12 protein-coding genes are annotated in these 13,996 nt (G+C 69.2%); 2 read left to right on the top strand and 10 right to left on the bottom strand.

The features are described 5' to 3' along the window. Both VFG40_RS17805 and VFG40_RS17800 read right to left on the bottom strand, forming a co-directional pair. Window positions 1-897, bottom strand: an 897-nt coding sequence (locus VFG40_RS17805) for an acyl-CoA dehydrogenase family protein (protein ID WP_324900059.1), incomplete at its 3' end; no start/stop codon positions are given. Between the two features lie 52 nt (window positions 898-949). After that, the gene (locus tag VFG40_RS17800) at window positions 950-1,429 is read right to left on the bottom strand and encodes a hypothetical protein (RefSeq protein ID WP_324900057.1); all 480 of its coding nucleotides are present in this window, start codon (window positions 1,427-1,429) and stop codon (window positions 950-952) included. Window positions 1,430-1,608: 179 nt separating this feature from the next. Between VFG40_RS17800 and VFG40_RS17795 the strand changes: the two genes are divergently transcribed. Next, window positions 1,609-2,076, top strand: a complete 468-nt coding sequence (locus tag VFG40_RS17795; protein WP_324900055.1) for an SET domain-containing protein — start codon at window positions 1,609-1,611, stop codon at window positions 2,074-2,076. Between the two features lie 211 nt (window positions 2,077-2,287). Here the strand turns inward: VFG40_RS17795 and VFG40_RS17790 are convergent, their stop codons facing one another. From VFG40_RS17790 to VFG40_RS17770, 5 genes are all read right to left on the bottom strand, one after another. After that, window positions 2,288-3,583, bottom strand: coding sequence for a carbohydrate porin (locus tag VFG40_RS17790; protein ID WP_324900053.1), 1,296 nt, complete (start codon window positions 3,581-3,583; stop codon window positions 2,288-2,290). Between the two features lie 139 nt (window positions 3,584-3,722). After that, window positions 3,723-5,219 carry a glycerol kinase GlpK gene (glpK, locus tag VFG40_RS17785; RefSeq protein ID WP_324900051.1) on the bottom strand — a complete coding sequence of 499 codons (1,497 nt, stop codon included), beginning with the start codon at window positions 5,217-5,219 and terminating at the stop codon, window positions 3,723-3,725. A 117-nt stretch (window positions 5,220-5,336) separates the two neighbouring features. Next, window positions 5,337-6,191 (bottom strand): MIP/aquaporin family protein, encoded by an 855-nt coding sequence (locus VFG40_RS17780; protein WP_324900049.1) that lies wholly within the window; start codon window positions 6,189-6,191, stop codon window positions 5,337-5,339. 237 nt (window positions 6,192-6,428) lie between these two features. Then, window positions 6,429-7,940 (bottom strand): glycerol-3-phosphate dehydrogenase, encoded by a 1,512-nt coding sequence (gene glpD, locus VFG40_RS17775; protein ID WP_324900047.1) that lies wholly within the window; start codon window positions 7,938-7,940, stop codon window positions 6,429-6,431. Between the two features lie 186 nt (window positions 7,941-8,126). Continuing rightward, window positions 8,127-8,909 carry a DeoR/GlpR family DNA-binding transcription regulator gene (locus tag VFG40_RS17770; RefSeq protein WP_324900045.1) on the bottom strand — a complete coding sequence of 261 codons (783 nt, stop codon included), beginning with the start codon at window positions 8,907-8,909 and terminating at the stop codon, window positions 8,127-8,129. A 160-nt stretch (window positions 8,910-9,069) separates the two neighbouring features. On the opposite strand from VFG40_RS17770, the gene VFG40_RS17765 reads away from it, so the two are divergent. Then, window positions 9,070-9,615 (top strand): type 1 glutamine amidotransferase domain-containing protein, encoded by a 546-nt coding sequence (locus VFG40_RS17765; protein WP_324900043.1) that lies wholly within the window; start codon window positions 9,070-9,072, stop codon window positions 9,613-9,615. 188 nt (window positions 9,616-9,803) lie between these two features. On the opposite strand, the gene VFG40_RS17760 is transcribed toward VFG40_RS17765, so the two are convergent. From VFG40_RS17760 to VFG40_RS17750, 3 genes are read right to left on the bottom strand one after another with little or no spacing between them, the layout of a single operon-like run. Next, a complete protein-coding gene (locus tag VFG40_RS17760) occupies window positions 9,804-12,113 on the bottom strand; it encodes a xanthine dehydrogenase family protein molybdopterin-binding subunit (RefSeq protein WP_324900040.1) in 2,310 nt (769 codons plus the stop codon). Next, window positions 12,106-12,576: a (2Fe-2S)-binding protein gene (locus tag VFG40_RS17755; protein WP_324900038.1), complete on the bottom strand. Its 471-nt coding sequence runs from the start codon at window positions 12,574-12,576 to the stop codon at window positions 12,106-12,108. The genes VFG40_RS17760 and VFG40_RS17755 overlap by 8 nt, the downstream gene beginning before the upstream one ends. Window positions 12,577-12,611: 35 nt before the next feature. After that, the gene (locus VFG40_RS17750) at window positions 12,612-13,925 is read right to left on the bottom strand and encodes a c-type cytochrome (RefSeq protein ID WP_324900036.1); all 1,314 of its coding nucleotides are present in this window, start codon (window positions 13,923-13,925) and stop codon (window positions 12,612-12,614) included. Window positions 13,926-13,996 lie beyond the last annotated feature (71 nt).

Here is a 13,996-nt window from a genome sequence, read left to right as displayed (position 1 = left end):
CATCATGGTGAACATCGCCATCAGGCCCTTGTGCGGCTTGCCGATCAGGTAGCCCTCGGCGCCGTCGAAGTTCATCACGCAGGTGGAGCAGGCGTGGATGCCCATCTTGTGCTCGATGGCGCCGGCGAACGCGCTGTTGCGCTCGCCCAGCGAGCCGTCGGCATTCACGTGGAACTTGGGCACGATGAACATCGAGATGCCGCGGCTGCCTTCGGGGGCGTCGGGCAGGCGCGCCAGCACCAGGTGCACGATGTTCTCGGTGAGGTCGTGCTCGCCGGCGCTGATGAAGATCTTGGTGCCGGTGATCTTGTACAGGTCGGCATCGTTGATGCCCTTGCCCGCGGGCTCGGCGCGGGTCTTGAGCAGGCCCAGGTCCGAACCGGCCTGCGGCTCGGTGAGGCACATGGTGCCGGTCCAGCGGCCTTCCACGATCGGCTGCATGTAGAGCTGGCGCTGCCACTCCTCGCCGTGCAGCTCCATCGCGTGGCAGGCGCCCTCGGACAGCAGCGGGTACAGGCTCCACGAGAGGTTGCCCGACTGGAACAGCTCGGTGGTGGCGGTGCCCATCACGGCCGGCAGCGCCTGGCCGCCGTAGGCCTCGGGCATGGTAAGGCCGGCCCAGCCGCCCTCGGCGAATGCCTTGAACGCCTCTTTGAAACCCTTCGGCGTGGTGACCGTGCGTGTGGCCTTGTCGTAGTGGCAGCCTTCGACGTCGCCGGGCCAGTTGGTCGGCGCCAGCACCTGTTCGGACAGCTTGCCGGCCTCTTCCAGCACGGCGTCGAGCAGATCGCGGGTGTGCCCTTCGCCGCCTTCCAGGCCGGTCAGCACGGCTTCCGCGCCGAGTACGTCGAAAAGGGCGAAGCGCTGGTCGTCGAGCGGGGCCTTGTAAAGCGTCATGGCGATGTCCTTGGGTGGAATGCGTGAATGCGGAGGAAAAGTCGGCGGGCGATCAGCGGAACGTGCCGGGAATGCCGGGCACTGGCGAGAGCCAGTCGCTGCCGCTGAAGTCGAAGCTGCGCGGCTCGGTCTCCCGCTCGGGGGTGGCGGTGGCGTTGCCGCTGACGCGGTAAGCCAGCGAGCCGCCGCTGCCCTTGGCCGCGGTGGCGGCCAGCGCCTTGCTCATGGCCGGCGTGGGCAGCACGTCGAGCTCGACGATGTCGCCTGACAGCGCCGGGATGTCGCGCTTGAACGTGCCGTGCAGGCGCACCGGAACCCCCTCGGCCACCTGCAGCGTGCCTTCGATCGCGGTGAAGTCCATCTCGCCGTAGCTGTTGTTCTGGATGCGCACGACCAGATGCCAGCTGCCGCTGGGCTGCACCTGCAGCTGCTGGATGCTCAGCGCCGGCGGGAACACGCTCTTGCGCGCCGGGCCGCAGGCGATCAGGCCCAGGGCGAGCACGGCGGGGACGATCCAGCGCAGCAGACGCATCGGCTTCTCCAAACGATCGTTTGAACGCTCGATTCTAACCATCTTTGCGCAACAGCCGAAACCGGGCGCACCGCGCGCGATGTCGCAGCGGCTGCGGGCGGCGGCGCAGTGGGCGTTGCGGTTTCCAGCGTCGGGCCGAACGGGCATCATCGGCGTTCACCCATCACCGGATCGTCCGCATGCCCGCACGCTTCATCGCCCGCCGCTCGCCCATCCACGGCAACGGCGTGTTCGCCACCGAGGTCATCCGCAAGGGCGAGGAAATCGTCCAGTACAAGGGCACGCTGATGACCCACGCCGAGGCGGACGACATGTACGGCGACGGCGGCGAGACCGGCCACACCTTCCTGTTCACGCTCAACGACGAGTACATCATCGACGCCAACCGCAAGGGCAACACGGCGCGCTGGATCAACCACAGCTGCAATCCCAACTGCCGTGCAGTGGTCGAGGAAAGCGCCGGCGACGACCGGCGCAAGGACAAGGTGCTGATCGAGGCGATCCGCACGATCAAGCCGGGCGAGGAGCTCACCTACAACTACGGCATCGTGCTCGACGTGCCGTACACCGCGCGGCTGAAGAAGCTGTGGCAGTGCCGGTGCGGTTCCGCGAACTGCACCGGGACGTTGCTGCAGCCCAAGCGCTGACGATCTGGCCGGAAACGCGCCCGCGTCTGCGGAGGTGTGACCGGCCCGGTGTTTCAGCGGCCTGATGTTTCAGCGGCGCGGCGCAGCGCGGTCGCGCCGCGGTCGCCCGGGGAGGCCGCCGCGCAGCTGTGCGATGCGGCCGAAGCAACCGCCGACACCGCTGCGCGCCGGCCATGCATCGAGATCGCAAGGGCGCGGCGTCGAAGCGCGCTCAGAACGCCGCCGCCACCCGCAACCCCAGCACCGTCGCGCTGCCGGCCTGCGCATCGCCGCCCGGATGACGCACGAACTGCACGCTGGGCATCAGCGTGACACCGGGCGCCGCCTGCCACTGGTAATTGAGCTCGGTGACATATTCGCTGCCCGGCACCGGTCGCGGCGCCAGGCCGGCCGCGTTGGCCAGGCGCGCGGCACGGGTCACTCGGCGGCTGACGCGATTGCGGCCGACGGCGAGGCCGATGCGATCCCGCGGCCGTCCCGCGAATGGCGCGGCGTAGAGCAGCCCGGCCGAGATCATCTGGTCGGTGTGGTCGGTGTGCGCATCGGCATCCACGAGATTGCCGAACAGGCTCAGCCCGCCCCCGGCGCTGTTGTGCGTCACCTGCTGCGTCACCAGCGCGTAGGTGCCGCTGGTGTGATTGCGCTGCAGTGCGTCGGCACCGGTGAGCACCTGCGGCTGTCCGTTCACGTCCAGCAGCAGGTCCGGATAGCTTGCGCTGTTGCGCCAGGCGCCGATGCGCCAGCTGCCCGGCAGCAAGTGGCTGCCGGCGTCGAGCGAGGTGTCCCAGCCGGCCTCGGCGATGGTCAGCGTGCCCTGGCTGCGTCCCGGCGCGCTGAGCTTCAACCCCTGCGAGGGCAGGGCGTTGTTGGCGTTGACGTCGAACGCGCCGACTTTCGCGTACCAAGCCGAGGCCGGATGCAGGCGGACGACACCGCCGGTCTGGCTCACCGGCCACGAGTACCAGCCCTGCGTGATGTAGCCCGGCAGGCTGCCGCAGAAGCTGAGGTTCTCGAAGTCGCACGAGAGCGAATAGAAATCTGTGTTGAGGTCCATGCGGCCGTATTTCAGGTCGACCAGGCCGTCCCACAGGCTTTGCTCCAGGAACAGGCGAGTCAGCCGGGCGACCTTGCCGGCGCCGTAGATCTCGTGGGTCTCCAGCAACGTGCCCAGGCCCGCACGCTGGTCGAGCTGGTGACCGTTGCGGTTGGTCACGTCGACATGCAGCGACGCGCCTTGCCAGCCCCAAAGCCGGGCGAAGTCGAACGCGGCGCCGAGGTGGATCTGGTCGGCATAGGCGCTGGCATGGCGGGTGCCGCCAGCGGTGTTGTGCAGCCATTCGCCGACGTAGTCGGCGGTCAGGTCGACGCCGCGTTCGTGCAGGCGGGTGCGCGTGCCGCCCCAGTTTCCGCTGAGCGTGTTTGCCGCGTAACTGTCGTCGGCGTGGGCGGGCAGGGCGAGCGCCGCGGTGCAAAGCGCGATGGCGGTGGCAAGCAGGTGAGGTCGCATGGTGATGATTCCGTGGCAGGCGGGCGGCGCCGACGTCGGGCCGCACGTGGCCCCGGACCGTCGGCGGGTCCATCGATGGAGAAGCAATTCGATGACGGTCCGGTCGTGCCTCGGGGCGGGCGACCGGACGTCTGGACGGCTAGATGCGGAAGCCCATGGTGGCCTCCACGGCCTGCTTCCAGCCGTCGTACAGGGCGCCGCGGCGTTCGTCGGTCATGGCCGGTTCGAATCGGCGATCCACCGCCCACTGCTGCGCAATCTCCTCGCGGCTGCCCCAGAACCCCGTCGCCAGCCCGGCGAGGTAGGCCGCGCCCAGCGCGGTGGTTTCAGCCACCTCCGGTCGCAGCACCGGTACGCCGAGGATGTCGCTCTGGAACTGGGCGAGGAAATCGTTGGCGATGGCGCCGCCGTCGGCGCGCAGTTCCTTCAGGTCGATGCCGGCGTCCACCTGCATCGCGGCGAGCACGTCGCGGGTCTGGTAGGCCATCGACTCCAGCGCGGCGCGGATGAAGTGCTCCTTGGTGGTGCCGCGCGAGAGCCCGAACATCGCGCCGCGCACGTCACTGCGCCAGTACGGCGCGCCGAGTCCGACGAAGGCCGGCACGATGTATACGCCGTCGTTGTCCAGCGCCCGTTCGGCGTACGCCTGCGAATCGCTGGCCTTGCCGAGCATGCGCAGCCCGTCGCGCAACCACTGCACCACCGAACCGGCGACGAAGATGCTGCCTTCCAGCGCATATTCGACTTTCCCGTCCACGCCCCAGGCAATCGTGGTCACCAGGCCGTTCTTGGAGGCCACGGCCTCGGTGCCGGTGTTCATCAGCAGGAAGCAGCCGGTGCCGTAGGTGTTCTTGGCCATGCCCGGCGCGAAGCAGGCCTGGCCGAACAGCGCCGCCTGCTGGTCGCCCGCCACGCCGGCGATCGGCACCGCGTGACCGTAGAAGTACTGGCCCTCGGTATGGCCGTAGACCTCGCTGGAGGAGCGCACCTCGGGAAGCATCGCCCGCGGCACGTCGAGCATCGCCAGCAGCTCGTCGTCCCAGTCCAGGGTGTGGATGTCGTACATCAGCGTGCGCGAGGCGTTGGTGACATCGGTGACGTGCACCTTGCCGCCGGTGAGGTTCCAGATCACCCAGCTGTCGATGGTGCCGAACAGCAGCTCGCCGCGCTCGGCGCGTTCGCGCGCACCTTCGACGTGATCGAGGATCCACTTCACCTTGGTGCCGGAGAAGTAGGCGTCGATCAGCAGGCCGGTCTTGGCGCGCACCATGTCCTCGTAGCCGTCGGCCTTGAGCTGGTCGCAGATGGCGCGGGTCTGGCGCGACTGCCACACGATCGCGTTGTAGATCGGCTGGCCGGTGGCCTTGTCCCACACCACGGCGGTCTCGCGCTGGTTGGTGATGCCGATGCCGGCGATCGCGGTGGCCTTCACCTGCAGGTTGTTCAACAGCTCGGTGATGGTGGTGTAGACGCTGGTCATGATCTCGCGCGGGTTGTGCTCGACCCAGCCCGGCTGCGGAAAGATCTGGCTGAACTCGCGCTGCGCGGTGCCGACGATCTTGCCGGCGCGGTCGAAGAGGATGGCGCGCGAACTGGTGGTGCCCTGGTCGATCGCGAGGATGTACTGCTTGTCCATGGGGTGCTCCTGGCAAGGCGGCGCGTAACGGCGAGAAAGCGTGGCCGGCGGCGCGTGGGACTGCTCGGTGGTGGAAGCCGGCGCCCGCGGGCGTCGGCGAGGTCGGTGGACGAAGACTCAGACGATGGGATCGGCGGCGCGGCCGGCGGGCACGCGGCCCACCGGCGGCGTCACCGCTTCGGCGAGCGCGCGCTGGCGCGCCGGCAGGAACGGGTAGATCAGCCAGCGATACGCGCCGCCGCCGATCACGCCGCCGATCAGCGGGCCGACGATGGGGATCCACCAGTAATTGTCCGGCGAGGGCAGCGCCGACTCGCCCCAACCGGCGAAGAACGCGAACAGCCGCGGGCCGAAGTCGCGCGCCGGGTTGATCGCCCATGCTTCCAGATAGCCCATCGAGGCGCCGATGGTCGCCACCAGCAGGCCGATGATCAGCGCACCGGAGTTCGCCCCCGGCGCCATCTCGTTGTACTGCTCGGTGATCGCGAAGATGCCGAACAGCAGAAACGCGGTGAGCACGATCTGGTCCATCAGCGCGTGCATCGGGGTGATCGCCAGCCCCGGGTGGGTGAAGAACACGCCCGCCGCGCCGCCGGCCGCGCGGGTCAGCTGGTGGGTGGCGTTGTAGTGGTCGATCACCGGCTGGAACAGCACGTACACGATCGCCGCGCCGAGGAACGCGCCGATCACCTGCGCCACCCAGTACGGCAGCACCTTCTTCCACGGGAAGCCGCGGAAGATCGCCAGCGCCAGGGTCACCGCCGGGTTGGCGTGGGTGCCCGAGACCGAGCCGGTGACGTAGATCGCCAGCGTCACCGCCAGGCCCCAGGCCATGCACACGCCCCAGTAGGCGTTGACGTAGGGGCTGGGGTCGTACAGCACGTACATGCAGGCGACCGAATCGCCCAGCGCGATGATGATGAAGATGGCGACCGCCTCGGAGATCAGTTCGCCCAGCAGTTGGCGGCTCATGCGGTCACTCCCCGGGATGCGGTGCGGTAGCGGGTGCTCGGGGCCGCGTGCGGGCCGGGCGTGATGTGGCGGTACGGCATGGTGATCTCCCTCCGATGGTGGCGGTCGACCCGGCCCCCGCCGGGTATCGACCTCGCAGATGCTTCTATGGGATACGGCATGGAACTTCCGGGCCGCGGTGGCCCGGCGTGGTACCGGGTACGGCGATGGCGGCAAGCGCCGGCGCGGCGGCTGCAGTCAGCTGCTGGCGCGGGCCACGGGAGGCGCGCCGGCGAGATAGGCATCCAATCGCGCCACGGCCGGCGCCGGCACCTGCAGGCCGAGCTTGCTGCGGCGCCAGAGGATGTCCTCGGCGGTCGCGGCCCACTCGTGCCGACGCAGGTAGTCGACTTCGGCCTGGTACAGGTCGGCGCCGAAATGTTCGCCCAGTGCAGCCAGGTCGGCGGCCTTGCCGATCACGCTGGCGCTGCGCGTGCCGTAGTTGCGCACCAGGCGACGCGCCATGGCGTCGGGCAGCCACGGGTGGCGCTGGCACAGCTCACGGAGCAGCGCCTCGATATCGCGCCGCTCGCCGCCGGGCAGCGGCCGGTCGGCGCGACTGGTCCACGCGCCGCCGCGGATGGTCAGCACGTCGGCCAGTTGGTCCACCGCCTCTTCGCCGAGCCGGCGATAGGTGGTGAGCTTGCCGCCGAACACGTTCAGCAGCGGCGCACCGGCGGCGTCGAGCTCGAGCTGGTAGTCGCGGGTGATCTCCGAGGCGTTGTCCTCCTCGTCGTCCAGCAACGGCCGCACGCCGCTGTAGCTCCACACCACGTCGTCGGGCGCGATCGACCGGCGGAAGTAGCGGTTGACGGCATCGCACAGGTAGCGCGTTTCCGCCTCGTCGATCTGCGGCGCCGCCGGGTCGGCGGTGTATTCCACGTCGGTGGTGCCGATCAGCGTGTAGTCGTGCTCGTACGGGATCGCGAATACGATGCGCCGGTCCGGCTGCTGGAAGATGTAGGCGTGGTCGTGCTCGAACATGCGCGGCACCACGATATGGCTGCCCTTGACCAGCCGCAGCGCGTGGTCGTGGCCCACCGCCGCCACCTCGTCCAGAAACTGCACCGCCCACGGCCCGGCCGCGTTGACCAGCGCGCGCGCGGTCACGCTGCGGCGGCTGCCGTCCTGCCCGACCAGCTCGGCCTCCCAGCCCTCTGCGCTGCGGCGTGCGAGGCTGCAGCGGGTGCGCGGCAGGACGGTGGCGCCCAGGGCCTGTGCATCCATTGCGTTGAGCACCACCAGGCGCGCGTCCTGCACCCATGCGTCGGAATAGACGAAACCGGTGTGGAAGGTCTCGCGTAGCGGCGCGCCCACGGCATCGCCGGCGAGGCGGATGCGGCGCGAACCGTCCAGGCTGCGCTTGCCGCGGCCGAGATGGTCGTAGAGGAACAGGCCCAGCCGGATCATCCAGGCCGGGCGCAGGTGCGACTGATGCGGCAGCACGAAGCGCAGCGGCCAGATGATGTGCGGCGCCGCCCGCAGCAGCACCTCGCGCTCGGCCAGCGCCTTGCCTACCAGCGCGAATTCGAACTGCTCCAGATAGCGCAGGCCGCCGTGGATCAGCTTGGTGCTGGCACTGGAGGTGTGCGCGGCCAGGTCGTCGCGCTCGCACAGGCACACCGAGAGCCCGCGGCCGGCCGCATCCCGCGCGATCCCCGCGCCGTTGATGCCGCCGCCCACCACCAGGAGATCGAACTGCTCTGCCACGACGCACTCCATGTTTCGATGATCGGGTCCGCGCGATATTCGGCCGGAGCCCTTGCGAACGAACATTTATGGCCTGAATTGCGCGATCGAATGTTCGTATCTGATGGATGGCGAGGATAAACGAACATTTTCCAACATCGCACGCTGCACTGCAGCGCGGCAGCAGGATCGGGCAGAGCGGTGGGTTCAGTGGCCGCGGGCGTCAGCCACGTGCAGTTGCACGCCGGCCTCCGCCACGACGGCGGCGATCTCCGGCGGCGGCGCGCGATCGGTGAACCAGGCGCCGACCGAGGACACGTGCCCCAGCCGCACCAGCGCATTGCGACCGAGCTTGCTCTGGTCTGCCGCCAGATAGACCTGGCGCGAATGCTCGATGATCGCCTGCGCCACGCGCACTTCCTGCAGGTCGAAATCCAGCAGCGTGCCGTCCGGCTCGATGCCGGAGATGCCGATCACGCCGAAGTCGACCTTGAACTGGCTGACCAGGTCGATTGCCGGCTGGCCGGTGACACCGTGGTCGCGGCCGCGCACGATGCCGCCGGCCACGATCACCTCGAAGCTCGGGTTGTCGCTGAGCATGATCGCCACGTTGAGGTTGTTGGTGATCACGCGCAGCCCGCTGTGGTTCATCAGCGCCCGCGCCACTTCTTCGTTGGTGGTGCCCAGGTTGATGAACAGCGAGGCGTCGTCGGGAATGTGCTCGGCGACCATCGTCGCGATCCGTCGCTTTTCGTCCTGCTGCAGCGCCTGGCGGGTGGCGTAGGCCACGTTCTCCACGCTCGAAGGCAGGCTCACGCCGCCGTGGTAGCGGCGCAGCAGGCCGGCATCGCACAGCGTGCCGAGGTCGCGGCGAATGGTCTGCGGGGTTACCTCGAAGCGACTGGCGAGCGCCTCCACCGTGGCGAAGCCGTCCTTGCGGACCTGGGCCATCAGTTGCTGCTGCCGCGGATTGAGTTCCAGCTCGTTCATCGCGCTCGCCGTCACGGATCGGCGCCGATGGTAACGCAGCGCGTGCGGCCGCCGCCCGCGCCGCGCGCCGTGCTCACGGCGGGGTCACGCGGTGGCGACGCCCGGCGCATGCCGCGGTTGCCATGCTGGCGGTTCTTACCCGCCCGATGGAGTTCAATCGATGAGCAACGACACCCTGAAAGGCCGCCGGATCGCCGTGCTGGCGACTGATGGTTTCGAACATTCCGAACTGACCGAGCCCAAGCGACTGCTGGAGGAGGCCGGCGCCGAGGTCACCGTGATCGCGCCTGGCGATTCGGCCCAGATCAAGGGCTGGAAGGGCGGCGACTGGGCCGGTTCCGTACCGGTGGACCTGGCGCTGTCCAAGGCCACGGTCGACGATTTCGATGCGCTGGTTCTGCCAGGCGGCGTGATCAATCCGGACAAGCTCCGCCTGAAGTCGGAGGCGATCGATTTCATTCGCGCCTTCGGCGACACCGGCAAGCCGCTGGCGGCGATCTGCCATGGTCCGTGGACCTTGATCGACGCCGGCCTGGTGATGGGCCGCAAGATCACCTCGTGGCCGTCGCTGCGCCACGATCTGGAAAACGCCGGCGCGCAGTGGCACGACCGGGAAGTGGTGTCCGACGGCCAGCTCATCACCAGCCGCAACCCCGACGACATCCCCGCGTTTGCCAACGCGCTGATCGAGAAGCTCGCCGCCTGAGCGGCATGCAAAAAACCTGGGTCGCCGGTCGCTGCCCAACCCCTGATTGCCGGCGCCGCACCGAGCGGTTCGGGTTCAACTTGAAAAGGTGATCGGCGAATCACCGCAGCAGCGGCTTCGGCCGCGATGCCTTCCGCGTACGGCGGAAAATGCATCGCGACGAAGCCGCTGCTGTTTTCGACGTTCCTTCAGGCGTTCTGCCTGAGCGCCTTCAGCACGTCGTCGGGTCGGATCGGAATGTGCCGCAGCCGCGCGCCGGTGGCGGCGAAAATGGCGTTGGCGATCGCCGGCCCGACCACCGTGGTGGCCGGTTCGCCCAGACCCACCGCTGCCTCGGTGCTGGGCATGAACTCGACTGCCAGCGCGGGCACGTCCATGGTGCGCAGCGGGGTGTAGCGGTCCAGGTTGGTGTCGCGGATCTGCCCGCTCTCGAACGCGTTGCCCTCGTGCAGCGCCATGCTCAGGCCCCACAGCGCGGCGCCCTGCACCTGTGCCAGCGCGCCATCCGGATGCACGATGGTGCCAGCGTCCACGGCGAGGAACAGCTTTTCCACCGTCACCTTGCCGCTGGCGCGATCCACCTTCACTCGCGCCACGCAGGCGACCCAGGTGGGCATGTCACGCTCCTGGCCGAAGCTGGTGGCGATGCCCAGGCCCGTATCGGCGGGCAGGCTCTCGCCCCAGCCGGCCATCGCGGCAGCGCGCTGCACCACGCCCGCCTGGCGCTTGGCGCCGCCCACGGCGTTGGGCGCGCTGCCGGCGTTCTTGCCGGTGGCGTCGAACAGCTTGAGGCGGAACTGCACCGGGTCGGCGCCGATCTTGTGTGCGGCTTCGTCCATGAAGCTTTCCAGCGCCCAGTTGGTCCAGCCCGGGCCCACCGAGCGCAGCCAGCCGGGGCGGAACGCGCGGTTGGCCAGGTCGTTGGACAGCGCGCGCACGCGGTGCTTGCCCACGTTGTACCAGTGGTCGGCACCGGAGATGGAGAACGGGTCGTACGGCTCGCCGTTCTTGCCCTTGGGCATGAAGGCCGGAACCATCACCTTGGTCGGCCATCCGGCGGCGGCGTCCTGTTGCATCGCCACCACCTGGCCGTCCTTGTCGAAGGCCATGCGCAGGCGCTGCACCGACGGCGAGCGGAACGAGTCGAAGCGCGCGTCGTCGGCGCGGGTGAAGGTGAGCTTCACCGGCTTGCCCACCGCCTTGGCCGCCAGCGCGGCCGGCACTGCGTAGTCGCCGTTGAGCCGTCGACCGAAGCCGCCGCCGAGCAGGTAGGTGCGCATCACCACCTGCTTTTCGTCCACGCCCAGTGCCTTGGCCAGCGTGGGCAGGATCAGCGACTGCCACTGGTTGCCGGTGTGGATTTCCCACGTGCCGTCTTTTTCCAGCGCCAGCGCGTTGACCGGCTCGAGCTGGAAGTGCAGCACCGCGGCGGTGGTGTACCGCTGCTCCAGCGCGGAGGCGGCGCTGGCGAAGGCGGCGTCCACGCCATCATCGTCCACCACGGTGGCGCCGGCCTTGGGATCGGCGATGACGCGGTTCGATTCTTCCTCCAGCTCCTTGTCCGAGACGCTGGCGGTGTCGTCGTTCTGCCAGGTCACCTTGACCTTGGCCGCCGCCTGCATCGCGGCCCACGTGGAGTCGGCCAGCACCACCACCCAGCCGGGCACGGTATCGGAAGGGTCGTCGAGCGTGATCGAGCGCAGGTAGCCCTTGACCGACTTCGCCGCGCTGTCGTCCACCGACACGACCTTGGAGCCATTGCGGGTGGGCGGGATCTTCGGTGCGCCGTAGAGCATGCCGTCGACTTCCGCATCGATGCCGTAGACCGCGCTGCCGTTGGTCTTGCCGGGGATGTCGATGGCCTGCGTCGCGGTGCCTACCAGCCTGCGCTCGGACGGCGGCTTGATCGGCATCGCCTTCAGGTCGTCGGCCGAGAACGTGCGCGAGAGCTTGCCGGCCTGCACGATCTTCGCGTAGCTCACCGAGCGGCTGCCGGCATGCACGGCGCTGTCGCGCGCGGTGCAGGCAGCGGGCTTGACGCCGAGGAGGCGGGCGCCTTCCTCGATCAGCGCGGTACGCGCGGCGGCGCCCGCCTGGCTCAGCTGCGGGAAGCTCTGCCACACCGACCAGCTGCCGCCGGTGACCATCGTGCCCCACTTCGGATCGCTGTCGACATGCTTGATGCGCACCTGCGACCAGTCCGCCTCCAGCTCGTCGGCGAGGATGCGCGCCAGCGCGGTGCCCACGTGCTGGCCCATCTCGGCGCGGATCACGTTCACCGTGATGGTGCCGTCCGGCGCGATGTGCACCCACAGGTTCGGGTCGTAGCCGCCGCCGGCGAGCGCGGCATCGGCCGACTGCCCGGGCAGCAGCACCGCGGCGTGGGCGAACGCCATCATCAGGCCGCCGCCGGCCGCGGCGGCGCCGATCAGGAAGCTGCGGCGCGCGGGCGATGCTGGCGCATCGGTGGCGGCGTCGTGGCGAACGAACTTATTCATGGCTGGCTCCCTGGATCTCGGCGGCGGCCTGCTTGATCGCCTCGCGGATGCGCGGATAGGCCATGCAGCGGCACAGGTTGCCGCCCATCACCTGGTTGATGTCCTCGTCGGTGGGCGTGGGGAAATCGCGCAGCAGCGTGGCCGCCTGCATGATCTGCCCGCTCTGGCAGTAGCCGCACTGCGGCGCCTGGGTGGCGATCCACGCCTTCTGCAGCGGGTGCTCGCCGGTGGGCGAGAGCCCCTCGATGGTGGTGACGGTCTGCCCGTAGGCGGCGCGCACCGGGGTGACGCACGAGCGGATCGCGCGGCCGTTCAAGTGCACGGTGCAGGCCCCGCACATGCCGATGCCGCAGCCGAACTTGGTGCCGGTGAGCTTGAGCGAGTCGCGGATCGCCCACAGCAGGGGCATGTCGTCGTCGACGTCCACCGTGACCGCTTGCCCGTTGAGTTGGAATTGGCTCATGGATCGAAGCTCCGCTGAAAGTAGTGGAAAGGAAGTCAGTGCTGGCCGCGGGCGCCGCCGTCGGGCGCGCGCAGTGCGGCGACCCTGGCCGGGAGATCGGTCCACGGCGGCTGATCGGTCTGCGTGCGGCGCAGCCATGCGGCGAGCTGGGCGATCTCCTGATCGTTCAGGGCGTGCGCGTAGGCGGGCATCGCCACTGCCGGCAGGCCTTCGTCAACGCCCACGCCGTGCAGGATCACCTGGATCAGTGTCGACGGATCGGGACTCGTCAGTGCGCTGTTGAGGCCCAGCTCCGGCCGCACCGCGGCCGGCATCGTGCCGCGGTTGTAATGGCAAGAGGCGCAGGCGGCGGCATACAGGTGTGCGCCCGGATCGGCGTCGGCCGCCACTGGCGCACTGGCGCGCTGCATCGCCTGCGCCAGCGCCGCGTCGGTGCCGGCGCCCCCGGCATCGCCGGCCATGCGGTCGGCGAAGTACACCGCGATGGCGTGGATGTCGCGGTCCGGCAGCCGCGCCAGTCCCTGGTGGATCACCTGCGACATCGATCCGGCCGCCACGCCGTGCAGCGCCGTGCCGCCCTGGCGCAGGTAGGTTTCGATCTCCGCCGTGGTCCATGCCAGCGGCGCGGGATTGGCCGCGGTGAGAGCGGGTGCGTACCAGCGATCGACCGCGGCGCCGGTATAGCGCGCATCGCCCATTTTTTCCGCGCCCAGCTTGTTGCGCGGGCTGTGGCAGGCCGAACAGTGCGACAGGCCTTCGGCGAGATACGCGCCGCGGTCCCATTCGGCGCCCTTGCTGCCCTGTGGCGCGAACGCGCGGTCGCGGAAGAACAGCAGCTTCCAGCCGGCCTGCAGCGCACGCACGTTGAGCGGGAACGGGATGTCCGGCGCCGGCGTGGCGGCTTTCACCGGCACGCGTGTCATCAGGTAGGCGTATAGCGCGTGCAGGTCTTCGTCGGAAACCAGGTTGAAGTGCTGGTAGGGAAACGCCGGGAACAGGTGCGAGCCGTCGCGCGCCACGCCCTTGCGCATGGCGCGCACGAATGCCGCTTCCGACCAGCGACCGATGCCGGTGTCCGGCTCCGGCGTGATGTTGCTGGAGTAGAGCGTGCCGAACGGCGTGACCATGGCATAACCGCCCGCGTACGGCTGGTTGGCACGGGCGGTGTGGCAGCTGGCGCAGTAGCCAGCCCCCGCAAGCACCTCGCCGCGCGAGATCAGGTCGGTGGCAAAGCTGTTCGCCTGCGGTGGCGCGATGGGATCGATCGCGCTGCGCCAGGCGAGCGCGAACAGCCCCGCCACGGCGAGAACGACGAGTGCGATGAGCCCGAGCAGAAGACGTTTGATCATGGCGATGCCTGCCGTTCCGTGAGAGAGGCGTTGCACGTACTGCAGCGATGGAAGATCGGCCGGCGGTCCAT

The organism is Dyella sp. (assembly GCF_035685805.1).
In the GTDB taxonomy this organism is placed as follows: domain Bacteria; phylum Pseudomonadota; class Gammaproteobacteria; order Xanthomonadales; family Rhodanobacteraceae; genus Dyella_A.
This window is presented reverse-complemented; position numbering and strand designations above follow the sequence as displayed.